Raw genomic sequence first — 22,642 nt, forward strand, 5'->3', positions numbered from 1 at the left:
CGCGGCGCGGTCTCACGCCCTCCGGCCGGTCCACCCCCATGATCGCTTTAACCCTTCGCGTCTGCCATCGCGCCCGCGGCATGCTCGGCGATGGCGCCGGCGGTGGTGAGCCACACCGCGTCGCGCTGTGCCGCGATGCGGGCGAGCGCCGCGCGCAGGGGCCTCAGCCGGTGCGGCTGGCCGACGATGTAGGGGTGGATCGCGATCCCCATCACCAGCGGCGCGTGGCGCGATTGCTCCAGCATCTCGTCGAAGGCGTCCGAGATCGCGTCGGCGAATTGCCGCCCGGTCTCCTTGCGGGCGACGATCGCCGGGATGTCGTTCAGCTCCTGCGGGTAGGGCACCGAGAGGATGCGGCCGCCGTCGCGGGTCGCGAACCAGACCGGCTGGTCGTCGTGGGCCCAGTCGAGGAGGTAACGATAGCCGGCTTCCGCCAGCAGGTCGGGGGTAAGGCGCGATTGCGAGATCCAGGGTCCGAGCCAGCCGGCGGGCGGCTTGCCCTCGTGCTCGGTCAGCAGGGCGGTGGCCTCGGCGATGAGCGCGCGCTCGCCAGCCTCGTCGAGGGTGCCCTGGCGCTCGGCGTTGGTGCGCCCGTGCCCGACGACCTCGTCGCCGCGGGCGCGGAACGCCTCGATCAGGCCGGGGCAGTCGGCGTAGAGGCGGCTGTTGACGAGCACGCTCGCCGGCAGGCCGAGCTCGTCGAGGAGCGCCTTGATCCGCCACGCGCCGACGCGGTTGCCCCAATCGCGCCAGGCGTAGTTCAGCACGTCCGGCTGCGGGCCGCCGGGGGCGAGCTCGGCACCGAGCCCCGACCCGAAGTCGAAGGTCTCGAGGTTCAGCGCGACGTAGACCGCGAGGCGCCGGCCATCCGGCCAGTCGTAGGTCGGCCGGTCCGGCAACGCGCTGTAGGAATAGCGGCCGTGGCCCTTCGAACTGTCCATCCGTCCTCCGGTCTCCGAACGCGCTCGGGGATGCTGCGACGGCAGATGGGGTCGGCGAGGCATGGGGCAACGGGGCGGCGTCCAATCCGTGGCGCCTCCAGCCCGCCGGGATCAGGCGTTCTCGTCGTCCGCCGTCGCAAGCCTTTCCAAACCTATCCCGTGCAAGGTCGGCCCTCTCCGGTCGCCGAGGGTGCCGGACTTCGAGGAGGCGTGCATGCGGATCGCCCAGGGAGGCATCGTCCCGGCCGAGCCGCAGCGGGCGGTTCCGGCGTCCGGAGGCGTGTCCCTGAGCCGGCTCGACCGGCTCGTGATCCTCGGCGTCGGCTTCGCGCTGCAGTTCAACGTGATGACCTCGACCTTCGGGCTGCCGTTCCTGCGCCTGTCGGACGCGCTGCCGTTCCTGACGATCCCGTACTTTCTGCTCCGTCCGCGCATCCTGTCCACGCTCCTGGCGCGGGCGCTGCCGATCGGCGTGGTCGTTCTGTTGCTCGTCGCCTCGCTGGTGGCGAAGGCCGACGTCCAGCAGGGCGACCTGTACCTGACCCTGGTGCTGCTGCTGTACTTCGTCCAGGCGACGCAGCTCGTGATCCTGCTCCGCGAGCCGGCGGCCGCCGACAGCTTCGCGGTCGGCACGCTCCTGGGCTTCGCCGGCTCGCTCCTGGTCCTGGTCGCGGCCTCGGCCGGCATCGAGCTCACCGCCGTCGGGCTTGCCGTGCCGACCGACGGCCTCGAGCCGGAATTCGTCCTGTTCATGAAGGACAAGCTCGGCGGCCTTTGGACCGCGGGCAACGAGACCGGGCACGTGTTCGCGTTGGCCGGCGCAGCGGCGGCCTACCTCTGGTACCGCACCGGCCGCAGCGCGATCTACGTGGCGTACTTCGCAGGCCTTCTCGTCAGCTTTCCGCTGACCAACAACCGCGCCGGGCTCATCCTGCCGGCGATCGTCCTCGGGCTGATCCTCCGCAAGAGCGTCAGCGTCTACGCCGTCCTGTCGGGGGCGGCGGTCGTCTGCGGGCTCGTCATGCTGTTCAGCGCAACCGGCTACGCGCCCGTCCCGGAGCAGCTCCAGTCGGCGATCGAGAAGCGGTTCGTCGCCGACAGCCACGCCGACAGCAACATCCTGGAGCGGCTCGATTCCACCGCGGCCGGGCTGCAACTCGCCGCGACCCATCCGCTCGGCCTCGGCAACGTCGCGAAGGAGAACCAGCTCCTGATGATGGCCGGCGTCGGCACGCCGCACAACGCCGTCGTCACCCTGGCCCTCCAGAGCGGGGTCCTCGTCGCGCTCGCCTTCCTCGTCGGGACGGTACGGATCGTGCTCAGCCCGCAGCGGTTCGGCCCGCTCGTGTTCTACACGGTGCTGTTCATGGTGCCCTCGCTGATGTTCGAGGAGCTCTCGATCAACCCGGTGTTCCTGTTCGGCTTCGCCCTCGTGCTCGCGGCCGCCGCCGTGACTCGCGCCGGCAGTCCCGCAGCCGCCGAGGCTTCGTGACCGGGCCGCTTGCCATCGCCGGAGCCTCCGGCCATATAGGCCGCGGGAGGTTGGCGAGGGACGTTTCACTCGCCAACCGGGTCAGGTCCGGAAGGAAGCAGCCCTAACGAGACCGAGCGGGTCTTCGTCCAGCCTCCCACCTCGTTCCACCGCAGGAACCGCGGGTCGAGCGGCCCGCAGCGGCGGCCAAGGCACGACCGCGAAGAGCGAAGACGCACCCCCGAAGAGCGCATGGACGCGAGCACCGGCACGCCTGACGACGAGCTGGGCCTGCCCGGGTTTCCGGCGCCTGCCCTCGCGCAGACGCCGTACCGCGTGCTGGCGCGGAAGTACCGCCCCAAGGATTTCGACGACCTGATCGGCCAGGGCGCGATGGTGCGCACCCTCGGCAACGCCTTCGCGGCCGGGCGCATCCCGCAGGCCTGGATGCTGACCGGCGTGCGCGGCGTCGGCAAGACGACCACCGCCCGCATCCTCGCCCGCGGCCTGAACTACGCGCCCGTCGGCGCCCCCGACACCGGCCCGACCATCGCGATGCCGACCCTGGGCGTCCACTGCCAGGCGATCATGGAATCGCGGCACATGGACGTGCTGGAGATGGACGCCGCCTCGCATACCGGCATCGAGGACGTGCGCGCGATCATTGACGGGGTGCGCTATTCGCCGGTCTCGGCCCGCTACAAGGTCTACATCATCGACGAGGTCCACATGCTCTCGGGCAACGCGTTCAACGCGTTCCTGAAGACGCTGGAGGAGCCGCCGCCGCACGCGAAGTTCGTGTTCGCGACGACCGAGATCCGCAAGGTCCCGATCACCATCCTGTCGCGCTGCCAGCGGTTCGACCTGCGCCGCGTCGAGGCCGACGTGCTCTCCGCCCACCTCCAGAAGATCTGCGCCGCCGAAGGCGTCGGCGCGGAGGACGAGGCGGTGGCCGCGATCGTGCGCGCGGCGGAGGGCTCGGTGCGCGACGCGCTCTCGCTCCTCGACCAGGCCATCGCCCACGGGGCCGGCACCGTCACGGCCTCGGGCGTGCGCGACATGCTCGGCCTGACCGACCGGGCCCGCATCCTCGACCTGTTCGAGGCGGTGATGCGCGGCGACGTGCCCGCCGCCTTCGCCGAGCTGCGCAGCCAGTACGAATCCGGCGCCGACCCGTCGGTGGTGCTCTCGGATCTCGCCGCCTTCACCCACCTCGTCACCCGCCTGAAGCTCGCGCCCGAGGCCGCCGCCGCCGACCCGACGCTGAGCGAGATCGAGCGCCGCCGCGGCGGCGACTTCGCCGCGCGGCTGCCGGTGCGGGCGTTGTCGCGGGCCTGGCAGATCCTGCTGAAGGCGGTGCCCGAGGTCGCGAGCGCGGCTCGGCCGCTGGCGGCCGCCGAGATGGCGCTGGTGCGCCTCGCCTACGCCGCCGACCTGCCGACGCCGGACGAGGCGTTGCGACAACTCAGGGCCGAAGCGCTCGCCGCCGGTGCGCAGGAGGGCGACGCACCGGCTCGACCAGCCCTCGACGCCCCGGCGCCCCGGCCGATCGCGCCGCCCCCGCCGATTCCGGCTCCGGCCGCGCCTACCGTCCCCGCGGCGCCCGAGCCAGCCACGCGACCCGCACCTCCGGTTGAGGCGCGCTCGCCCGTGGAAGCTCGGCCGCTGCCGCCGCCGCGCCCGGCCCTGGTCTCGCCGCCCGTCCCGGCGGCGCCCGCGCCCGTGACGCAGGCCCGGCCCGCCGAGCCGGCCGGCCCGCGCCTGTCGCGGTTCGAGGACGTGGTGGCGTTGGCCGACGCGCGCCGCGACATCCTGCTGAAGTCGGCGCTGGAGCGAGAGGCGCACCTCGTGCGCTTCGAGGACGGCCGCATCGAGTTCCGGCAGGCGGAGGGCGGGCGCCCGTCGCTGCATGCCGACCTCGCCAAGGCGCTCGAACAATGGACCGGCCGGCGCTGGGTCGTCACGGCCTCGCGGGAAGCGGGCGCGCCGACGCTGGACGCACAGGCCCGCGCCGCGGTGGAGAGCCGCCGCGAGAACGCAGCCTCGCATCCGCTGGTGCGCGAGGTGCTGGCGCGCTTCCCCGGCGCACAGATCGTGGACGTGCGCGACACCGCGCCCGAGGCGCCGGCCGACCTCGAAGCGCCCGCCGGGCTCGATGGGGCCGGCCTCGAGGATGTCGAAGCTGACGACGCCTGACGCTGGCATCCGCCAGACCGGCTCCCCAGATCACGTCCTCACCCCGCAACCGAGAGACCGACCCGCATGCGCGACATCATGGGCATCATGAAGCAGGCTCAGGCCATGCAGGAGAAGATGGCCGGCATCCAGGCCGAGCTCGACACGGTCGAGGTTTCGGGCGCCTCCGGCGGCGGCTCGGTACGCGTGACGATGACGGCCAAGGGGCTCGTCAAGGCGGTCGCGATCGATCCGAGCCTGATGGTCGCCGACGAGCGCGAGATCCTGGAGGATCTGGTCCTCGCCGCTGTCAACGACGCGCGGGGCAAGGCCGAGCAGGCGGCGCAGGAGCGCATGGCCGAGATGACCAAGGGCCTGCCGCTGCCGCCCGGGATGAAGCTGCCGTTCTGATCGCGGGCGTTAGGCGGCGACGAGCAGGGCGGCGCCGGCGACGCCCGAGAGCACGAGGCGCAGGCGCCCGAGCCAGACCGGGACGAGGCCGCGCCGGACGAGGTCCTGATCGACGATGCCCCAGGCGAGCACCAGGATGCCGAGGGTCCGCAGGTCCCACGGCGCCGGCGCCGCGAGCGCGGCCCAAGCCAGGAGCGAGGGGACGATGGCGATGAGGTAGTCGGCGTTGCCGGCGTTGCGCGCGGCGGCCGCGCCCCACCGGATGCCGCCGAGGAACGACGCGATCACCGCCCCGTAGGCCGAGAGGATCGTGCGCGGCGACAGGCCGATCGTGCCGAGGCCGCCGTCGCTGCCGCTGACGGCGAGGGCGGCGAAGCCCACGAACGGGATCAGCCCTGCGACACCGAGGAGGACGGCGCCGGTCGGTACGGGGGAGACGCGCGCCATCCGATCTCCGGTTTGCCCGCTGCGGATCGGCGGTCGCCTATCGAATCACACGATTCTACGAACGCCGCGGCAGAGTGGTTCCCGCACTGCGGCATCATGGTCAAGCTTCGCCGCCCCGGCCGTCGTCCCGGGCGGATCGCTGTGCGCTCAGACGCCTTTGCGGCCGGCCGGGGCGAGGGCCGGCGCCATCGGTGCCGGCGCGCCGAGGAGCGTCATCGGCCCGGCGGCGTCCTTCGAGACCGGGGGCTCGTTGACCGCGCGGTCGAGGCGGTGCGGCTTGAAGTTCGCGGCGAGGCTGCGCGCCGCGGCGAGGTCGGACGGGTTCAGCTTGGTCGCCACGTCGTCGCGCTTCTTGCCGGCATCCTCGTCGCCCTGTGCGGCGGCGGCGGCGAACCACGCGTAGGATTGCGCGAGGTCCTGGGTCAGGCCGAGGCCGCGGGCGTAGAGCACCGCGAGGTTGTACTGGCTGTCGCGGACGCCGTACTCGGCGCCCTGCCTGAACCACGAGGCGGCCGACGCGTAGTCCGGCTTGCCGGTGGCGCCCGGGTTCTCGGCGTAGATCACCGCGAGGTTGTGCATCGAGCGGGCATGGCCCTGCTCGGCGGCGCGGCCGTACCACATCTTGGCCTTGTCGAGGTCGCGCACGAGGCCGGCGCCCTTCTCGAAATGCCCGGCATACTTGTACTGGGCCGGCGCGTAGCCGGCGACGGCGAGCTTCTCGTAGAGCTTGGCCGCCAGCGACAGGTCGCGGGGCAGGCCGCGCCCGTCCGCAGCGCGCCCGGCGAGCTCCCAGACCGCGACGCCGTCGCCGTCCTGCGCCGCCTGGCGCAGCTTCGACAGGCCGGCGGGTAGGGCGGAGAGGTCGCCGGCGAGCGAGGCCATGCTCGACACTTGCGGCACCGCGCTCCTGGCCGAGGCCGGCTTCGCCTCGGCGGGGGTCGGAAGCGACTGGGTGGTCTGCGGGTCGGCCGGGATCGGGCGGGCCTCCGCCGGCATCGCCGGCTCGGGCTTCTCGGCCCGCGGCTCGGCCTTCGGCTCGGTCCTGGGCGCGGCGGTGTCGGCCAGCACCGTCGGCGGCTGGGTCGCGCGGGCGGCGTCGCCGTTCGAGGTCGGGCGCATGCTGATCGCCTGCAGGGCTCCGAGCGCGAGCACGATCGCCGCGAGGCCGAGCAGCAGCGGCCGGCGGCGGCGGTCGATCTCGGCGCGCAGGCGCGCGACGGGGCCGTCGCCCGCCGCCTCGACCACCGGCGCCGGCCGGCGGGCGGTGCGTGACTCGCGGCGCGCGGCCGAGAGGTCGGCCTCGGACGCGACCTCGGCCTGGGCGGCCTGGGCGGCGCGGCGCGCGGCGGCGATGAAGTTGGTCTTGATGTCGGCCCCGCCGTCCGCCTCGGCGGGCTCGGCGCGGTCGCGGGCGTGGCGCTCTCGCGGGGATGCGTCCTTGGACGGGCGCCCGGCGCCGGGCTCCAGCAGCTCGTCGCCGGCGCGCGACGCGTCCGGCGCTGTCGGTGCGGCGGCCGGGAGCTCCGGCCGGCGGGCGGTGCGGGGACGCGGCGCCTCGACGGTGGTGGAGGCGAGCAGGCGGTCCTCCAGCGGCACCGCGCGGGTGCCGATCGGGGCGCGGGCCGGCGCGGCGGCCGACGGTGCGTCGAGCCGCCCGGTCAGGCGCTCCAGGGCCGTCTGCACGCCTTCGAGCGTCGTGGCGAGGCGCTGGTCGGAGGCCGCCTGCCGGGCATGCATGTCGGCGAGGCCGGCGCGGAGCAGCCCGAACTCGCTCGTCTCGGCGGTCCCGCGCGTAGCACCGATGGAGTCGGCGACGGCGCTGCGGGTGGCGCGCGCCACGGCGGCCTCGATCGGCGCCTCGTCGCGCAAAGCGGAAACCTGCTCGAGCAGGTCGCCCATGGTCCGTTCCAGGCTCGCCAGCGACGGGTCGCCGCTGCGGGCGTCGAGCCGGTCGGCCAGCGACACGACCTGCTTCTCCAGGGCGTCGAGGCCGTCGTCGCCGGTGCGGGCGCCGACGCGGTCGACCTTGTCGGCGAGGTTGCGCAGCATCGCGTGGATCGATGCGACGTCGCCGCCCGGCATCGCCGGCTGGCGCAGGGATTCGCCCAGGCTTTCGCCGAGTCCTTCGAGCCGCCCGATCAGGTCGCCCACCGGTTGGGCGCTGACGCGGTCGACCTTGTCGGCGAGCGCGTCGATCCGCCCGAGGATCGCCTTCGAGCTGGCTGCGTCGGCGCCGCGCGCGCCGGCCTGCATCGCATCGAGCTTCGAGGCGATCGCATCGATCTGGTTGACGAGGGCCGGCGAGGTGGGAGCGCTGGCGTTGAGTCCGCTGCGGATCTCCTCGAGCAGCGGACGCAGGGCGGTGTCGCTGCCTGCGCTCGCGGCCTTCTGAAGCTGGACGATCTGCGCACTGATCGCCTGGACGCCGGCGGCGAGGCTCTGGATCCGCTCCGGCCCGGCGAGCGCCGCGATCAGGCGGCGGATCTCCTCCAGCTCGCCGAACAGGTTCTTCAGCGCGTCGTCGTCGACCGAGCTGCCGCGCCCGGCGGCGGCCGCGTCGAGGCGGGTCGCCAAGCGCTCGACCTCGCCGGCCACGCGGGTGTGGACGTTCTCGCTCACGTCGTCGGCGAGGCGCTCGACCTGCAGGCGGATCATCTCCATCGGCTCGGCGATGGCGGCCAAGTCGGCCGGCGCCCCGACGCGCTCGACGCCGCTGGCCAGCGAGATCACCGCCTGCTCCAGGGCGCCGAGGTCGCGGCGCGTGGCCAGATGGCCGATCGATTCGCGCAGGCGATGGGTCTCGCGCCGAAGCTCGGAGACCGCGGTCTCGGTCGCCGCGTGATCCTCGACGGTGGCGTCGAGGCGGCGGGCGAGGTCCTCGCGCATGGCGGCCACGACGCTGGCACCGGAGCCCGAGCCGGAAACGGGGCCATCGCCGAGCTCGCGCTGGCGCTGGCGGATGTCCTGGACGGCGTCCTGGATCTCGGCCGCAGCCGGGCGGCCGCGCCGGCCCGGGGGCCGGGTGGCGGCAAGCTGCTCGCCCAGCGCCGACATGCGGCGTTCGATGTCGCCGAGACGTTCGGCGACCTGCTGGACCGGGGCCGTGCTGGCGCCGATCGCCGCGCCGATGCGCGACTCGATGTCGGCGATCCGGCGCTGCGCCGCGTCCTCCACCGACAGGCGCTCCTCCGCCAGGGTGCGGTCGAGGCCGTCGATGCGGGCGAGCAGCGTCTGGATGGTCGCGCCGAAGGCGCCGTCCGAGGCGATTTCGGGGATGGCCCTGGCCGCAGGCTCGGCCCAAGCTGTTTCAGGCTTGCTCGAAGCGGGCGAGGCCGGTGCGGCCGGCTCGGACCGCGCGAGGTCGGCGGGGGCGTGGCGCGGAGCCTTCGCGGAGGATTTCGCCTTGGCGGCACCGGGCTTGGCCCCGGGCCGGCCCTTGTCCGGGACGACGGAGGCGATCCACGTCTCCAGCGGCACGCCGGCGCGGCGCGCCACGTCTCGGGCAGCGTCGAGCACGTCGGGATCGAAGGTGTCGAAGCTCGGCGTCGCGGTTCGGGTCATCATCGGGCCTGCGTTCGGCGGCATTCGGCACCGGTTCCGGACGACATGCGCGGACGCTTGTGACGTGTCCGGAACGTGGGCCTCGGATCGGTTGTCGTGGACCATTAACTTTCTTGGTAAACACCCGGTTAAGACGGAGGCCGCGTGTCGCTATGGTTGAAAGCTCCGCATCGTGCCGCGCCCCCTTGCCCTCGCGCGGCCGGATAGTTTATATATGAACTATCGAGGGACCCACCGATCCGCGAGCGATCGGGCGGGGCCTCCGCCCAGCTGGAGGATGAAGAGATGCCGAGCTATCGCGCCCCGGTCGAGGACACCCTTTTCCTCCTCAACGACGTGCTCGGCTTCCACAACCACGCGAACCTCGCGGGCTTCGCGGACGCCACCCCGGACATGGTCGAGGCGGTGCTGAACGAGGGCGCCAAGCTCGCCGACACGGTGCTCGCCCCGCTCAACCGGGTCGGCGACCTCGAAGGCTGCACCCGCCAGGCGGACGGCTCGGTGACGACGCCGAAGGGCTTCAAGGCGGCCTACGACGCCTACGCCCAGGGCGGCTGGATGGGCCTGTCGGTGCCCGAGGAATACGGCGGCCAGGGCTTGCCGCACACGCTGAACACCGCGATCCAGGAATTCGCCTCCGGCGCCAACCTCGCCCTCGGGATGTATCCGGGCCTGACGCAGGGCGCGATGGCGGCGCTCCTGGTGCACGGCTCGGACGAGCAGAAGGCCACCTACCTGCCGAAGATGGTCGAGGGCGCCTGGACCGGCACCATGAACCTGACCGAGCCGCATTGCGGCACCGATCTCGGCCTCCTGAAGACCAAGGCCGCGCCGAACGGCGACGGCTCCTACGCGCTCACCGGCACCAAGATCTTCATCTCGGCGGGCGAGCACGACCTCTCGGAGAACATCGTCCACCTCGTCATCGCCCGGATCGAGGGCGCGCCGGCCGGCACCAAGGGCATCTCGCTCTTCGTGGTGCCGAAGTTCCTGGTGAACGCCGACGGCTCGGTCGGCGCGCGCAACGGCGTGTCCTGCGGCTCGATCGAGCACAAGATGGGCATCCACGGCAATTCTACCTGCGTGATGAACTACGACGGCGCCACCGGCTGGCTCGTCGGCCAGGAGAACCGCGGCCTCAACGCGATGTTCGTCATGATGAACGAGGCGCGCCTCGCCGTCGGCGTGCAGGGCCTCGGCCAGTCCGAGGTCGCCTACCAGAACGCGGTCGCCTACGCGAAGGATCGGATCCAGGGCCGCTCGCTCACCGGTGCGAAGGCGCCCGAGAAGGCCGCCGACCCGATCATCGTCCACCCGGACGTGCGCCGCACGCTGATGGGCATCCGCGCCTTCAACGAGTCGGCCCGCGCGCTGATGCTCTGGACCGCGCTGCAGTCGGACGTCTCGCACCGCTCCGAGGACGCGAAGGAGCGCCAGACCGCCGACGACCTGCTCGGCCTGCTCACCCCGGTGGTCAAGGGCGTGCTCACCGACCGGGGCTTCGCCAACGCGGTCGAAGCCCAGCAGATGTTCGGCGGCCACGGCTACATCGAGGAATGGGGCATGTCGCAGTTCGTGCGCGATGCCCGCATCGCGATGATCTACGAAGGCGCCAACGGCATCCAGGCGATGGACCTGATCGGCCGCAAGCTCCCCAAGGACGGCGGCCGCGCGATGATGGCCTTCCTCGGCGAGGTCCAGGCCTTCATCAAGGACAACGACGAGGACGAGGCGCTGAAGGCCTATACCGGGCCGCTCCAAGCCGGGCTGAACGACCTGCAGGGCGCCACCATGTGGTTCATGCAGAACGCGTTCTCGAAGCCGGACAACGCCGGCGCCGGCGCCACCGACTACATGCACCTCCTCGGCCTCGTCGCAATGGGCTACATGTGGGGCAGGATCGCCAAGGCGGCGAACGCGAAGCTGGCCGAGCTGCCGGCGCGCATGGACGCCAAGCTCGCCACCGGCCGCTTCTACATGGAGCGGGTGCTGCCCGAGACCGCGATGCGCCTGGTGCGCATCAAGGCCGGCGCGGACTCGACCATGGCGGTGCCGGCCGAGGCGTTCTGAGGCGCAAGCCCTCCCTCTCCACCCTCTCGCGCAGGCGGGATGGGGGTACGCGGTGCGGCTGCGCAAGTCGGAAAGATCAAGGGAAACGCCATGACCGAGGCCTTCATCTACGACCACGTCCGCACCCCCCGCGGCCGCGGCAAGCCGGACGGGTCGCTGCACGAGGTCACGGCCTTGCGGCTGGCCGAGACGGCGCTGCGCGCGCTCAAGGATCGCAACGGGCTCGACACCAGCCGCGTCGACGACGTGGTGCTCGGCTGCGTCGACCCGGTCGGCGAGGCCGGCGGCGACATCGCCCGCGCCGCCGCGCTCGTCGCCGACTACGGCACCCACGTGCCGGGCGTGCAGATCAACCGCTTCTGCGCCTCGGGCCTCGACGCGATCAACTTCGCCGCCGCCCAGGTGATGGCCGGTCAGCACGACATGACGGTCGGCGGCGGCGTCGAATCGATGAGCCGCGTCGGCTTGGGCGCCTCGGGCGGCGCCTGGCCGGTCGACCCGGCGATCGCGATCAAGTCCTACTTCATGCCCCAGGGCGTCTCCGCCGACCTGATCGCCACCAAGTACGGGTTCAGCCGCGACGATTGCGACGCCTACGCGGTGCAGTCGCAGAAACGCTCGGGCAAGTCGTGGGCCGAGGGCCTGTTCAAGGGCTCGGTCGTGCCGGTGCGCGACGTGAACGGCATCACGCTGCTCGACCGCGACGAGCACATGCGGCCCACGACCGACATGCAGTCGCTCGGCCAGCTGAAGGCCTCGTTCGTCCAGATGGGCCAGATGGGCGGGTTCGACGCGGTGGCGGTGGACGCACACCCGGACGTCGAGGCGGTGGACCACGTCCACCATGCCGGCAACTCGTCGGGCATCGTCGACGGCGCGGCGGCCGTGCTGATCGGCTCGCGGAAGGCCGGGCAGGGCGCCGGCTTGAGGCCGCGGGCCCGGATCCGCGCCTTCGCCAACATCGGCTCCGACCCGGCGCTGATGCTGACCGGCCCTGTCGACGTGACCAAGAAGGTGCTGGCACGCGCCGGCATGCAGCTGTCCGACATCGACCTGTTCGAGGTCAACGAGGCCTTCGCCGCGGTCGTGCTGCGCTTCCAGCAGGCGTTCGACCTCGATCCGGCCAAGGTCAACGTCAACGGCGGCGCCATCGCCATGGGCCATCCGCTCGGTGCCACCGGCGCGATGATCCTCGGCACCGTGCTCGACGAGCTGGAGCGCACCGGCAAGGAGCGCGCCCTGGTGACCCTGTGCATCGGCGCCGGCATGGGCACGGCGACCATCATCGAGCGGGTCTGACCCCGGGGGCCGGAACGGCCGGCGCGTTCCCTATTCCGGGCGAACGCTGCTAGAGCCGGCCCCGACCCGTGCCGGGAAACGGCAGGGACGACACGAACCTTTGGGAGAAACGATGACCCGCCTGCTCGCCACCCTGTGCCTGACGACCGCGCTCGCCCTTCCCATCGCCGCCCGCGCGGACGAGGCGGCCGACAAGGTCGCGGAAGCCAAGACACTCGTCAGCAAGACGCTGATCAAGAACCTGAAGACCGGCTTCGACGCCGCGCTGGAGAAGACCGTCGCCGCGATGCCCGACGACAAGTCGGAGCCGGTCCGCAAGGAGCTGATGGCCGAGTTCGACAAGCAGAGCGGCATCATGATCGATGGCCTGTCGAAGGAATACGCGACGAAGTTCACGCTGCCGGAACTCAAGCACCTCAACGAGATCTACGAGGACAAGACCTACCTCAAGTTCCAGACCATCAACGCAGACCCGTCCTCGTCGGTGACGGCGATCTCGCAGGCCTCCGTCACCAAGCTGCTCAACATGCTGGCGATCGCGGCGGCGGGCGACAACACGCCGAAGCCCGGCGCGCCGATGCCGACGCCGACGCCCGCCCCGGCGCCTGCGCCGGCCCCGACCCCGGCGCGCTGAGCCGGCGGCGGAGCGATCCGGGCATGTCCCTTCAAGCTGGCATGTGCCTTCACGCTGGCATGTCTCCTCAGCCCAGCTCAGGCGGCGCGCACGGATCGCTCCGACCCGGGAAAGCCCGCCACCTCCGGCAGACCTTCGAACAGGGGCTTGGCGAAGTGGTAGCCCTGGAACAACGTGATGCCGAGGTCGCGCAGGGCGTCGAGCTCGCCCTGCGTCTCGACGCCCTCGGCCAGAACCGAGACGCCGAGCGCGCGGGCGATGGCGACGAGGCCCGCCACGATGGCGCCGCGCCCGGCGTCGACGTCGATGCCGCGCAGCAGGTCCATGTCGATCTTGATCAGGTCGGGACGGAAGTTCGCCAGGAGGCTCAGCCCGGCATAGCCGGCGCCGAAATCGTCGAGCGCGGTGAGGAAGCCCTGACGCCGGTACTCGGCGACGATGCGCTTCACATGGGGGACGTCGCGGAAGCGCTCGTTCTCGGTGAACTCGAACATGATCCGGCGATGCTCGAAGCCGACCCGGCGCGCGGCCTCGAGCGAGGCGCGGATGCAGGCCGCCGGCTCGTAGACGGCGTTGGGCATGAAGTTGATCGACAGGCGCGTCGCGTCGTCCTTCGGGAACAGGCGGCCGGCGAGCTCGATCGCCTTGACCCGCGCGGCCTGGTCGAAGCGGTAGCGCGTCTCGTCCGTCACCCGGTCGAGGATGGAGGCGGCCGACTGCCCCCCCGGCCCGCGGACCAGGGCCTCGTAGCCCCAGACCCGACCCTCGGTCGTGTCGACGATCGGCTGGAACGCCATGGTGAAGGCGAAATCGAGGGCCTCGCCGTCGCGGCAGGCCCGGCACTTGGCCTCCGCGGCCTTGGCACCCGTCGTCTTGCCGTCCACGACCTGGGCATCGCTTAACATGGGTTACTTCCCGTTACTTGAACCCCGCACTCCTTCTGAAGCGCAACACTCTCCACACTGTTAACGCGCCGAACTTAAGTCCTTCAGCCACCCGAGGATCAGCGATGAATCTCCAGAACTTCCGCTTCGAGACCGATGCCGACGGCGTGGCGTTGGCGACCTGGGACTGCCCCGGCCGCTCGATGAACGTCATCACCCAAGCGGTGATCGACGAGATCGAGGCCATCGTCGACGCGGTCGTCGCCGACCCGGCCGTGAAGGGCTGCGTCATCACCTCGGGCAAGGACAACTTCTCGGGCGGCGCCGACCTGACGATGCTGCAGGGGCTCGGGCTCGAATACGAGAAGCTCAAGCGCGAGCAGGGCGAGGAGCCCGCCATGCGCCACTTCTTCGAGGCCTCGCGCCGGCTCTCGCTGGTGTTCCGCAAGCTCGAGACCTGCGGCAAGCCCTTCGCGGCGGCGGTGAGCGGCATCTGCCTCGGCGGCGCGTTCGAGCTGGCCCTGTCGTGCCATCACCGCGTGGTCTCGGACGACCCGAAGACCCGCGTCGGCCTGCCCGAGATCAAGGTCGGCCTGTTTCCCGGCGGTGGCGGCACGCAGCGCGTCGCGCGGCTGATGCAGACGGGCGACGCACTGCAGATGCTGTTCAAGGGCGAGCAGATCCGGCCGGCCATGGCCAAGAGCATGGGCCTCGTCCACGAGGTCGCGGGCAAGGACGAGATCGTCGCCAAGGCCAAGGCCTGGATCCTGGCCGGCGGCTCGGCGGTGGCGCCCTGGGACGTCCCGAAGTTCAAGGCGCCCTCGGGCAAGGTCTACTCGCCGGCCGGCATGATGATCTGGCCGCCGGCCAACGCGATCTACCGGCGCGAGACCCACGACAACTACCCGGCGGCGAAGGCCATCCTGGCCTCGGTCTACGAGGGCCTGCAGCTGCCGATGGATCTCGGACTGAAGGTCGAGAGCCGCTACTTCGCGATGATCCTGCGCACCAAGGAGGCGGCGGCGATGATCCGCACGCTGTTCATCTCGATGGGCGAGCTGAACAAGGGCGCGCGCCGCCCGAAGGACGTCCCCGCCACGAGCCTCAAGAAGGTCGGCGTGGTCGGCGCCGGCTTCATGGGCGCCGGCGTCGCCTACGTCACGGCCAACGCCGGCCTGGAGGTGGTGCTCGTCGACCAGTCGAGCGAGGCGGCCGAGAAGGGCAAGGCCTACGCCCACGCGCTGATCACCGGCCAGATCAACAAGGGCCGCGCCAAGACCGCGGACCGCGACGCGCTGCTCGCCCGCATCACGGCGTCCGCCGACTACGCGGACCTGGCCGATTGCGACCTCGTCATCGAGGCGGTGTTCGAGGACCCGCGGGTGAAGGCCGAGGTGATCGCCAAGGTCGAGGCGGTGATCGGCCCCGACACGATCTTCGCCTCCAACACCTCGACGCTGCCGATCTCCGGCCTCGCCAAGGCGTCGTCGCGCCCCGAGCAGTTCGTCGGCATCCACTTCTTCTCGCCGGTCGAGAAGATGATGCTCGTCGAGATCATCAAGGGCGAGGCCACCGGCGACCGGGCGCTCGCCACGGCGCTAGACTACGTCCGCACCGTGAAGAAGACCCCGATCGTCGTGAACGACGCCCGCGGCTTCTTCGCCAACCGCTGCGTCGGTGCCTACATCCTCGAGGGGCACAAGATGCTCAACGAGGGCGTGCCGCCCGCGATGATCGAGAACGCCGGCAAGATGGCCGGCATGCCGGTCGGCCCGCTCTCGCTGAACGACGAGGTGGCGTTGGACCTCGGCCTCAAGATCGCCAAGGCGACGGAGGCGCAGCTCGGGCCCGACGCGGTCGACCCGGCGCAGAAGGCGCTGCTCGTCGAACTCGTCGAGACCCAGGGCCGACTCGGGCGCAAGAACAAGAAAGGCTTCTACGACTACCCGGAGGGCGCGCCCAAGCGCCTGTGGCCCGGCCTCAAGGACCTGCAGCCCACCCGCCTCGACCCCGACACCCTCGACATCGCCGAGCTGAAGCACCGCCTCCTGGTGGTCCAGGCGCTGGAGGCCGCGCGCACGGTGGGCGAGGGCGTCATCACCGACCCGCGCGAGGCCGACGTCGGCTCGATCCTCGGCTTCGGCTTCGCGCCCTTCACCGGCGGCGCGCTGTCCTACATCGACTTCATGGGCGCGAAGGACTTCGTGGCGCTCGCCGAGGGCCTGGAAGCCAAGCACGGCCCGCGCTTCGCCGTGCCGGACAACCTGCGCGCCCTGGCCGAGACCGGCGGCACGTTCTACGGCGAGGCGGCGAAGAAGGCGGCGTGAGGCGAGCCTCGCTCCTCGCTCCCCGGGAGGAGCGACGCGTCCGCTTCTCCCCCGTCATCCCGGGGCGCCGAAGGCGAGCCCGGGATCCCGAGCCGCCGCGCATGCCGTTGGGGGCGGAACGCATCCGCTCCTTCGCCCACGGACGGCGGTGCTGGATTCCGGGCTCTGCTTCGCAGCCCCGGAATGACGGCTCCTGTTTCGGATAGGGGGCGGACATCCCGCCTCACCCCACCGCGGCGAGGCGGCGCCGCAGAACCTCGACGTCGGCGTGGTTGTTCGACAGCAGGTCGGTGATGTCGCCGACGACGAGGGCCTTCACATGGCGGCAGCGCACCCCGTGGCGGCCGGCCATGCAGGTGCAGCGCAGCGTCAACCCGCTCGTGCGGTCCTCCAGCGAGACCTCGTAGCGGTTGCCGGTGCTGCCGCGCATCGCGAAGCGCAGGGCGTCGGGCACCGCGGGCTTCAGGGCGCGCAGGATGCGGTCGCTGATGGCGCCCGCGCCCGCCCGCGGCACCGCGGCGCTGCCGTCGATCCGCGTCGCCGGCAGCGACAGCACCCGCGACAGGTCGGGCACGTCCGCGGCCTCCGTCTGCCGGACGGCGGCGAGCGCGATCTCGGCGCAGGCGTAGGCGTCCTCGCCGGCGTCGTGGTGCTCGAAGCGGATGCCGAGGCGCCTTGCGACCTTGCCGAGCCCGCAGCCCTCCGGGTCCGGGAACACGCGCCGGGCGACCTGGACCGTGCAGAGGTAGCGCAAGGGAGGCGCCGGTAGCCCGCAGGCCTGGAGCGAGGCCCGCAGCACGCCGATGTCGAAGCTCGCGTTGTGGGCGAGGATCAGCCCGCCGGCGAGGTCGGGCAGGAACTCGGCGACCGCCTCGCCGAAGCCGGGCTTGTCGCGCACGTCGGCCGGGACGATCCCGTGGACGCGGATGTTGCCGGGCGCGAACCGCAGCTCCGGCGGCCGGATCAGCCGGGACGCGCGCCGGACCACGCGGCCCCCCTCGATCCAGGCGAGCCCGATCGCGCAGGCGCTGTCGCGCCGCTCGTTGGCGGTCTCGAAGTCGAGGGCGACGACGGTCATGAGCCCAGGGACGGCCGCGAGGATGTCATGCCCCAGGTCTATGACCCGGCGACTCGCGCTTCAAGCGGCTGCGACCATCGCGAGCCATTCGTCTTCCGAGACGACGCGCACCCCGTGCTTCTCGGCATCCTTCAGCTTCGAGCCGGCGCCGGGGCCGGCGACGACGAGGTCGGTCTTGGCCGAGACCGAGCCCGAGACCTTGGCGCCGAGGCGCTCGGCGGTGGCCTTGGCCTCGTTGCGGGTCATCTTCTCCAGAGTCCCGGTGAAGACCACCGTCTTGCCGGAGAACGCCGCGGTGCTCGCGGACGCCTCCATCGGGGCGACCTGGACCTCCTTGAGCAGCGCCGACACGGCGGCGTCGTTGTGCGGCTCGGAGAAGAACGCGATCAGCGAGTCGGTCGCCACCGGGCCGATCTCGCCGTCGTCGGCGAAGACCCGGTAGGCGTCGCCGGGGCGCTGCTCGGCGGCCCGCGCGATCGCCGCGCGCACCGCGTCCAGGCTGCCGTAATGCGCGAGCAGGCTCGCGCGCTGGCTGGTGCTGAACCGGATCTTGCCGGCCTCCGTCGGCGCGGCCTCGCCCTCGTCGGTATCGCCCGCCTCCGCCGGAAGGCCGGCCTCGAGCAGCCGGTCGCGGGTGGTCGGCCCGATGCGCGGCACCGCGGAGAATTCGATCCAGTCCGGCCCGGCCTGCGCGTCGGCTGCGGCCCGCAACGCCTGCTTCAGGGCGGAAAAATCCGAGAACCGCTTGGCCAGCGCCTTGGCGGTCGACTCGCCGATGTCGGGTATGCCCAGCGCGAACAGGAAGCGGTTCATCGGCAGGCGGCGGCGCTCGGTGACCGCGGCGAGCAGGTTGTGGATCGCCTTGTCCTCCTCCTCGCCCTTCTTCTTCGTCGGCTTCTTCGGCGCCGGAGCCCCCTCCGCCCGGCGCTCCGCCGACAGGGCCTCGCGGCGCGCGACGATCGCCACCTTCAGCGGCTCGAACTCCAGGGTGAACAGGTCGGCGGGCTGGCGCACGAGGCCGGCCTCGAACAGCACCTCGATGTAGGTCTGTCCGAATCCTTCGAGGTCGAAGCCGTTGCGCGAGACGAAGTGCTTCAGGCGCTCGACGCCTTGCGCCGGGCAGATCAGCCCGCCGGTGCAGCGCCGCACCGCGTCGGGCTTGCCGGTGCGTGGGTTGATCTCGCGCACCGCCTTGCTGCCGCAGGCCGGGCAGGTCTCGGGGAAGACGAAGGGCCGGGCGTCGGCCGGGCGCTTGTCGAGTACCACGTCCATCACCTTGGGGATCACGTCGCCGGCCCGCAGCACCACAACGGTGTCGCCGACGCGGATGTCGCGGCCGTCGCGGATCGGCTCGCCGTCCCCGCCGACGCCCTTCACGTAGCCCTCGTTGTGCAGCGTCGCGTTCGAGACCACGACGCCACCCACCGTCACCGGGCGCAGCCGCGCGAGCGGGTTGAGCGAGCCGCTGCGGCCGACGTTGATGTCGATGCCCTCGACCACGGTGAACGCCTCCTGCGCGGCGAACTTGTGGGCCAGCGCCCAGCGGGGGCTGCGCGAGACGAAGCCGAGCCGCTTCTGCAGGGCGAGGTCGTCGACCTTGTAGACGACGCCGTCGATGTCGTAGCCGAGCGTCGGCCGGTCCGCCTCGATCGTCCGATAGTGCGCGATCATGCCGGCGGCGTCGGCGCAGGTGACGGTCAGCGGGTTCACCGGCAGGCCCCAGGCGCGAAACAGCGCCATCACCCCCGATTGCGTCCCCTCGAAGGGCGGCTCCACCTCGCCCCAGGCGTAGGCGAAGAACTTGAGCGGCCGCGCCGCCGTGATACCCGGGTCGAGCTGGCGCAGGGAGCCGGCCGCGGCGTTGCGCGGGTTGGCGAAGAGCGGTTTTCCCGCAGCCTCCTGGCGGGCGTTGATCGCGGCGAAATCCGCGTGCGAGAGGTAGACCTCGCCGCGCACCTCGCAGATTGCCGGCCAGCCGCTGCCGGCGAGCGCCTGCGGGATGTCCTCGACCGTGCGGGCGTTGGCCGTGACGTTCTCGCCGGTCTCGCCGTCGCCGCGGGTGGCGGCGGTGACGAGGCGCCCGTCCTCGTAGCGCAGGGACAGCGACAGCCCGTCGATCTTCGGCTCGGCGGTGAAGGCGAGCGGCGCCTCCGGCCGGTTCAGGAACCGGCGCACGCGGGCCACGAACTCCTCGACCTCCTCGTCGGCGAAGGCGTTGCCGAGGGAGAGCATCGGGACGGCATGGCGCACCTTGGCGAATTTTTCGGACGGCTTCGCGCCGACCGCCGTGCTCGCCAACCCGGTGCCGGCGAGATCGGGAACTTGCGCTTCCAGCGTCTCCAGCTCCCGGCGCAGGGCATCGTAGGCGGCATCCGAGATCTCGGGCGCATCCTCCTGGTGGTAGAGCCGGTCGGCCTCGGCGATCTCCGCGGAGAGGGCGGCGTGGCGCGCCCGCGCCGCGTCCGCGGTGAGCGTCGGGCTCGGCGCATTGGATTTTCGCGCGTCGAACTTCTCGGCGTCGGACTTCTCAGCGTCGGACTTGGTCGTGGCGGAGTTGGGCTTCGGCATCGGGCTCAGGACTTCCGCATTGGGCGATCGGGCTTCTAACCGATTTCCCCCCGGCCGAGATCACTTCCCGATCGAGCCGAAGCGTCGCGATGCACAGGGATCGCGCGTGGCTCGCGCGGCCGGGGCAGGATCAGCTCCGGGCGCCGCACCAGCGCCGCGGCCCCGAGCAGGACCAGCCCGGCGAGGATCGCGACCAGCGACAGGGGCAGCACCGGCATCAGCGCGCCGGAGGCCGCGCCGCCGGCGACGGAGCCGAGGTTCATCACCGCCATGAATACCTCGAACTGCGTCGCCGCGCCGGCGCGTCCGCGGCTCGCCTGCATCAGCGCCGGCACCAGGGCGACGATCAGCAGGCCGGGCAGGACGTTGGTGAAGCCGAGGATCAGCGGCCCGGCCGACCCGGCCAGGCCCGCCGCGATCAGGGCGGCGGTGGCGAGGAACGCGGCGGCGCTCGCCAGGAACAGAGCGCGCAGCGCCGGCAGCGGCCCGGCGCGGTCGCACCACGACCCGATGGCCACGGCACCCACCGTCCCGCCCGCGAAGGCGAGGCCGGCCTGGAGCCGCGACAGGGCGGCGGCATCCCAGCCCTGCGCCTGCACGAGGTCGACGGAGAACGGCAGCTCGAACAGCGCGAGCGCGGCATCGACCGCGAAGCACAACGCGACGAGCCGCAGGGCGTGCGGCCGGCGCAGGCCAAGGCCCAGCCGGCGCAGGAACCGCCCGAACGGCACGTTCCGCCCGGCGTCGGCGCCGACGCGGCGCGCCGACGAGAGGAAGGCGTCGCCCGGCGCCTCGCGCACCAGCAGGATCGGCAGGCTGGCGAAAATCGCGGCCGCGAGCAGGCACAGGGCTCCGAACCGGAACCCGTAGGCCGCGAGCAGCCAGCCGAACAGGCCGGCGCCGAGGCTGGTGCCGGCGACGAACCCGGCCCGGGTGCAGGCGCTCATCCGCCCGAGCTCGCCCTGTGGGACATGGTCCATCACCATCCGGTCGCAGGCGGTGTCGAGCAGGGCGGCGAAGGTGCTGTGGGCGAGGAACACGAGGCCGAGCGCCCCGAGCGACCGTTCGCCGGGCACCAGCAGCAGCCCGGCCAGCGCCAGGTGGCAGCCGAGGATCGCGAGCACGCTCCAGGCGCGGCGCCGCCCCATCGCGAACCCGCTCGCGCGATCGACCAGCGGCCCCCACAGGATCGGCTGGACCGTCCAGGGCAGGCCGGCGACGGCGAAGTGGAGGCCGACCTCCGCGCTCGACACGCCCTGCGCCGCCAGATGGTTGGCGAGCGCGGTGAGGGAGAATCCGGCGACCAGGCCCTGGTAGAGATAGGTGGCGAAGAACACGCCGTAGCGCGCCCTGCGATCCTGCAGGGTCGGCAGCCGAACCGACGACCGACCTGACGACCACCGTGCGGCCGCACCGGCTTGCGGACCCGGCCGCACGGGCGGATCCTCGCCGCCGCTCATCGCCGAAGGTCTTTCATTGCACGCGCACCCGCTCCGCCCCGATCCTACGACGGAAGCCGGCCGAACGCGCGCGCCTTTCGCTCCCCCCGCAGAGAGGGGAGCGAACAGCAGGTTTCCGGCGAAGGCATCATGAGCGACGGTTGGATCGTCACCGAACCCGGCCCCACCGATACGATCCAGATCTGGAGCGTCGACCTCGCCCTGTCCACGGATCGGCTCGCGCGCTGCGATGCCTGGCTTTCGCCCGCGGAGGCCGCCCGCGCCGGCCGCTTCCTCCGGGCGGAGGATCGCGACCGGTCCCGCGTGAGCCACGCGGCGCTCCGCCTGATCCTCGCCCATGCGCTCGGCGTGGCGGCCGAGGCGCTCGCCTTCGCGCCGGGGCCGGCCGGCAAGCCGGAATTGGCCGGGGCACAGGCGGGCGCGCTGCACTTCAACCTGTCGCATTCGGGCACACGCGCCCTCGTCGGGGTCTCGCCCAAAGCCGCGATCGGGGTCGACGTCGAGGCGCTGCGCCCGGTTCCCGACGCGTTGCGCATCGCTCGTGCGCATTTCGCGCGCGCGGAAGCCGAGGCGCTGGCAGCCCTGCGGCCCGAAGAAGTCGATGCGGCCTTCACCGGATTGTGGACACGCAAGGAGGCGGTGGTGAAGGCGCTGGGGGCTGGCCTGTCCCTGCCGCTCGACCACCTCGCCCTGACCCTGCCGCCGGCGCCGCCGCGCCTCGTCGCGATCGTCGGCGACGACCCCGAGGCCTGGAGCCTCCACCACCTCGAACCCGGCCCCGGCACGGTCGGCACCGCGGCGATCCGCGCAGCCGGCGCCACCATCGCCCGCTGCGCGCTGCCGGAGGATTGGCTGGACCGCCACCCGCGCTGAGCGTGCGAAACGGCGACCCCGTGCGAGATGCCGCTTGCGGCCGACCCTGGCCCCGGTTATACCCCCGCTCGCTGGCGAAGCCGCCGGCCGTCGGAGTGTAGCGCAGTCTGGTAGCGCACCACGTTCGGGACGTGGGGGTCGCAGGTTCAAATCCTGCCACTCCGACCAAAGTTTCCTTTCGGAAACGGGTCTTCCCGGCTCAGAGAGCATCAGCACAATCAAAGGTTTGCGCGAGAGCCGCGCAATCGGTTCGCCGCCGACCGGAAATGCCGGGACCTGTTCCACCTCAGCCTCTATCGCGAGATCGACACCGGCATCTCGATCGTCCGGAGGCGCGATGCGCTACGGGATCAAACGCCGCTCACCTGACCGGTATCTTTGGTCGAGCCGCGTGGAAGGCAATCGCGTGGCGGTCGTCATGGATTGACAGATCTCATATATTT

General features: G+C 72.0%; 15 protein-coding genes, 1 tRNA gene and 1 other RNA gene. 10 read left to right on the plus strand and 7 right to left on the minus strand.

Going from position 1 to position 22,642, the window contains the following annotated elements:
* Window positions 1-47 precede the first annotated feature (47 nt).
* Window positions 48-941: a polysaccharide deacetylase family protein gene (locus FV234_RS16730; protein WP_147830455.1), complete on the minus strand. Its 894-nt coding sequence runs from the start codon at window positions 939-941 to the stop codon at window positions 48-50.
* Window positions 942-1,155: 214 nt separating this feature from the next.
* On the opposite strand from FV234_RS16730, the gene FV234_RS16735 reads away from it, so the two are divergent.
* From FV234_RS16735 to FV234_RS16750, 4 genes are all read left to right on the plus strand, one after another.
* Window positions 1,156-2,433 (plus strand): O-antigen ligase family protein, encoded by a 1,278-nt coding sequence (locus tag FV234_RS16735; protein WP_147830457.1) that lies wholly within the window; start codon window positions 1,156-1,158, stop codon window positions 2,431-2,433.
* A gap of 43 nt (window positions 2,434-2,476) precedes the next feature.
* An RNA gene (gene ffs, locus FV234_RS16740) (signal recognition particle sRNA small type) lies at window positions 2,477-2,575 on the plus strand.
* An 89-nt stretch (window positions 2,576-2,664) separates the two neighbouring features.
* Window positions 2,665-4,608, plus strand: coding sequence for a DNA polymerase III subunit gamma/tau (locus FV234_RS16745; RefSeq protein WP_147830459.1), 1,944 nt, complete (start codon window positions 2,665-2,667; stop codon window positions 4,606-4,608).
* A 66-nt stretch (window positions 4,609-4,674) separates the two neighbouring features.
* Window positions 4,675-4,998: a YbaB/EbfC family nucleoid-associated protein gene (locus tag FV234_RS16750; protein ID WP_147830461.1), complete on the plus strand. Its 324-nt coding sequence runs from the start codon at window positions 4,675-4,677 to the stop codon at window positions 4,996-4,998.
* Window positions 4,999-5,007: 9 nt separating this feature from the next.
* Here the strand turns inward: FV234_RS16750 and FV234_RS16755 are convergent, their stop codons facing one another.
* On the minus strand, window positions 5,008-5,445 hold the full coding sequence (locus FV234_RS16755; protein ID WP_147763909.1) for a DUF3429 domain-containing protein: 438 nt from the start codon (window positions 5,443-5,445) through the stop codon (window positions 5,008-5,010).
* 147 nt (window positions 5,446-5,592) lie between these two features.
* Window positions 5,593-9,009, minus strand: a complete 3,417-nt coding sequence (locus FV234_RS16760) for a hypothetical protein (protein WP_348643071.1) — start codon at window positions 9,007-9,009, stop codon at window positions 5,593-5,595.
* A gap of 282 nt (window positions 9,010-9,291) precedes the next feature.
* Here FV234_RS16760 and FV234_RS16765 point away from each other — a divergent pair, with 282 nt between their 5' ends.
* The 3 genes from FV234_RS16765 (at window position 9,292) to FV234_RS16775 (ending at window position 13,009) form a co-directional block, all read left to right on the plus strand.
* Window positions 9,292-11,076 carry an acyl-CoA dehydrogenase C-terminal domain-containing protein gene (locus FV234_RS16765; protein ID WP_147830463.1) on the plus strand — a complete coding sequence of 595 codons (1,785 nt, stop codon included), beginning with the start codon at window positions 9,292-9,294 and terminating at the stop codon, window positions 11,074-11,076.
* Between the two features lie 90 nt (window positions 11,077-11,166).
* Entirely contained in the window at window positions 11,167-12,375 is a 1,209-nt protein-coding gene (locus tag FV234_RS16770; RefSeq protein WP_147830465.1) for an acetyl-CoA C-acetyltransferase, read from the plus strand.
* Window positions 12,376-12,487: 112 nt separating this feature from the next.
* Complete coding sequence (locus tag FV234_RS16775; RefSeq protein WP_147763912.1) at window positions 12,488-13,009, plus strand: hypothetical protein; 522 nt, start codon at window positions 12,488-12,490, stop codon at window positions 13,007-13,009.
* A gap of 77 nt (window positions 13,010-13,086) precedes the next feature.
* Here FV234_RS16775 and FV234_RS16780 read toward each other — a convergent pair whose 3' ends face one another.
* A complete protein-coding gene (locus FV234_RS16780; RefSeq protein ID WP_246685556.1) occupies window positions 13,087-13,806 on the minus strand; it encodes an EAL domain-containing protein in 720 nt (239 codons plus the stop codon).
* A 212-nt stretch (window positions 13,807-14,018) separates the two neighbouring features.
* Here FV234_RS16780 and FV234_RS16785 point away from each other — a divergent pair, with 212 nt between their 5' ends.
* The gene (locus tag FV234_RS16785; protein ID WP_147830468.1) at window positions 14,019-16,220 is read left to right on the plus strand and encodes an FAD-dependent oxidoreductase; all 2,202 of its coding nucleotides are present in this window, start codon (window positions 14,019-14,021) and stop codon (window positions 16,218-16,220) included.
* 223 nt (window positions 16,221-16,443) lie between these two features.
* Here FV234_RS16785 and FV234_RS16790 read toward each other — a convergent pair whose 3' ends face one another.
* The 3 genes from FV234_RS16790 to FV234_RS16800 are packed head-to-tail and all read right to left on the minus strand — an operon-like array spanning window position 16,444 to window position 21,326.
* Window positions 16,444-17,298, minus strand: a complete 855-nt coding sequence (locus FV234_RS16790; RefSeq protein WP_147830470.1) for a 3'-5' exonuclease — start codon at window positions 17,296-17,298, stop codon at window positions 16,444-16,446.
* A 60-nt stretch (window positions 17,299-17,358) separates the two neighbouring features.
* A complete protein-coding gene (gene ligA, locus FV234_RS16795) occupies window positions 17,359-19,866 on the minus strand; it encodes an NAD-dependent DNA ligase LigA (protein WP_147830472.1) in 2,508 nt (835 codons plus the stop codon).
* A 35-nt stretch (window positions 19,867-19,901) separates the two neighbouring features.
* On the minus strand, window positions 19,902-21,326 hold the full coding sequence (locus FV234_RS16800) for an MFS transporter (RefSeq protein WP_147750644.1): 1,425 nt from the start codon (window positions 21,324-21,326) through the stop codon (window positions 19,902-19,904).
* A gap of 129 nt (window positions 21,327-21,455) precedes the next feature.
* Here FV234_RS16800 and FV234_RS16805 point away from each other — a divergent pair, with 129 nt between their 5' ends.
* On the plus strand, window positions 21,456-22,199 hold the full coding sequence (locus tag FV234_RS16805) for a 4'-phosphopantetheinyl transferase superfamily protein (RefSeq protein ID WP_147763918.1): 744 nt from the start codon (window positions 21,456-21,458) through the stop codon (window positions 22,197-22,199).
* A 91-nt stretch (window positions 22,200-22,290) separates the two neighbouring features.
* A tRNA-Pro gene (locus FV234_RS16810) sits at window positions 22,291-22,367 on the plus strand.
* The last annotated feature ends 275 nt before the right edge of the window (window positions 22,368-22,642 follow it).

Origin of the sequence: Methylobacterium sp. WL8, from assembly GCF_008040045.1 — a bacterium.
In the GTDB taxonomy this organism is placed as follows: domain Bacteria; phylum Pseudomonadota; class Alphaproteobacteria; order Rhizobiales; family Beijerinckiaceae; genus Methylobacterium; species Methylobacterium cerastii.

Coding starts and splice junctions, on each gene's coding strand:
- FV234_RS16780 (WP_246685556.1), bottom strand. CDS start 13,806: ATGGCGTTCCAGCCGATCGTCGACACGACCGAGGGTCGGGTCTGGGGC.
- FV234_RS16785 (WP_147830468.1), top strand. CDS start 14,019: ATGAATCTCCAGAACTTCCGCTTCGAGACCGATGCCGACGGCGTGGCG.
- FV234_RS16770 (WP_147830465.1), top strand. CDS start 11,167: ATGACCGAGGCCTTCATCTACGACCACGTCCGCACCCCCCGCGGCCGC.
- ligA (WP_147830472.1), bottom strand. CDS start 19,866: ATGCCGAAGCCCAACTCCGCCACGACCAAGTCCGACGCTGAGAAGTCC.
- FV234_RS16735 (WP_147830457.1), top strand. CDS start 1,156: ATGCGGATCGCCCAGGGAGGCATCGTCCCGGCCGAGCCGCAGCGGGCG.
- FV234_RS16805 (WP_147763918.1), top strand. CDS start 21,456: ATGAGCGACGGTTGGATCGTCACCGAACCCGGCCCCACCGATACGATC.
- FV234_RS16755 (WP_147763909.1), bottom strand. CDS start 5,445: ATGGCGCGCGTCTCCCCCGTACCGACCGGCGCCGTCCTCCTCGGTGTC.
- FV234_RS16745 (WP_147830459.1), top strand. CDS start 2,665: ATGGACGCGAGCACCGGCACGCCTGACGACGAGCTGGGCCTGCCCGGG.
- FV234_RS16765 (WP_147830463.1), top strand. CDS start 9,292: ATGCCGAGCTATCGCGCCCCGGTCGAGGACACCCTTTTCCTCCTCAAC.
- FV234_RS16760 (WP_348643071.1), bottom strand. CDS start 9,009: ATGATGACCCGAACCGCGACGCCGAGCTTCGACACCTTCGATCCCGAC.
- FV234_RS16775 (WP_147763912.1), top strand. CDS start 12,488: ATGACCCGCCTGCTCGCCACCCTGTGCCTGACGACCGCGCTCGCCCTT.
- FV234_RS16790 (WP_147830470.1), bottom strand. CDS start 17,298: ATGACCGTCGTCGCCCTCGACTTCGAGACCGCCAACGAGCGGCGCGAC.
- FV234_RS16800 (WP_147750644.1), bottom strand. CDS start 21,326: ATGAGCGGCGGCGAGGATCCGCCCGTGCGGCCGGGTCCGCAAGCCGGT.
- FV234_RS16730 (WP_147830455.1), bottom strand. CDS start 941: ATGGACAGTTCGAAGGGCCACGGCCGCTATTCCTACAGCGCGTTGCCG.
- FV234_RS16750 (WP_147830461.1), top strand. CDS start 4,675: ATGCGCGACATCATGGGCATCATGAAGCAGGCTCAGGCCATGCAGGAG.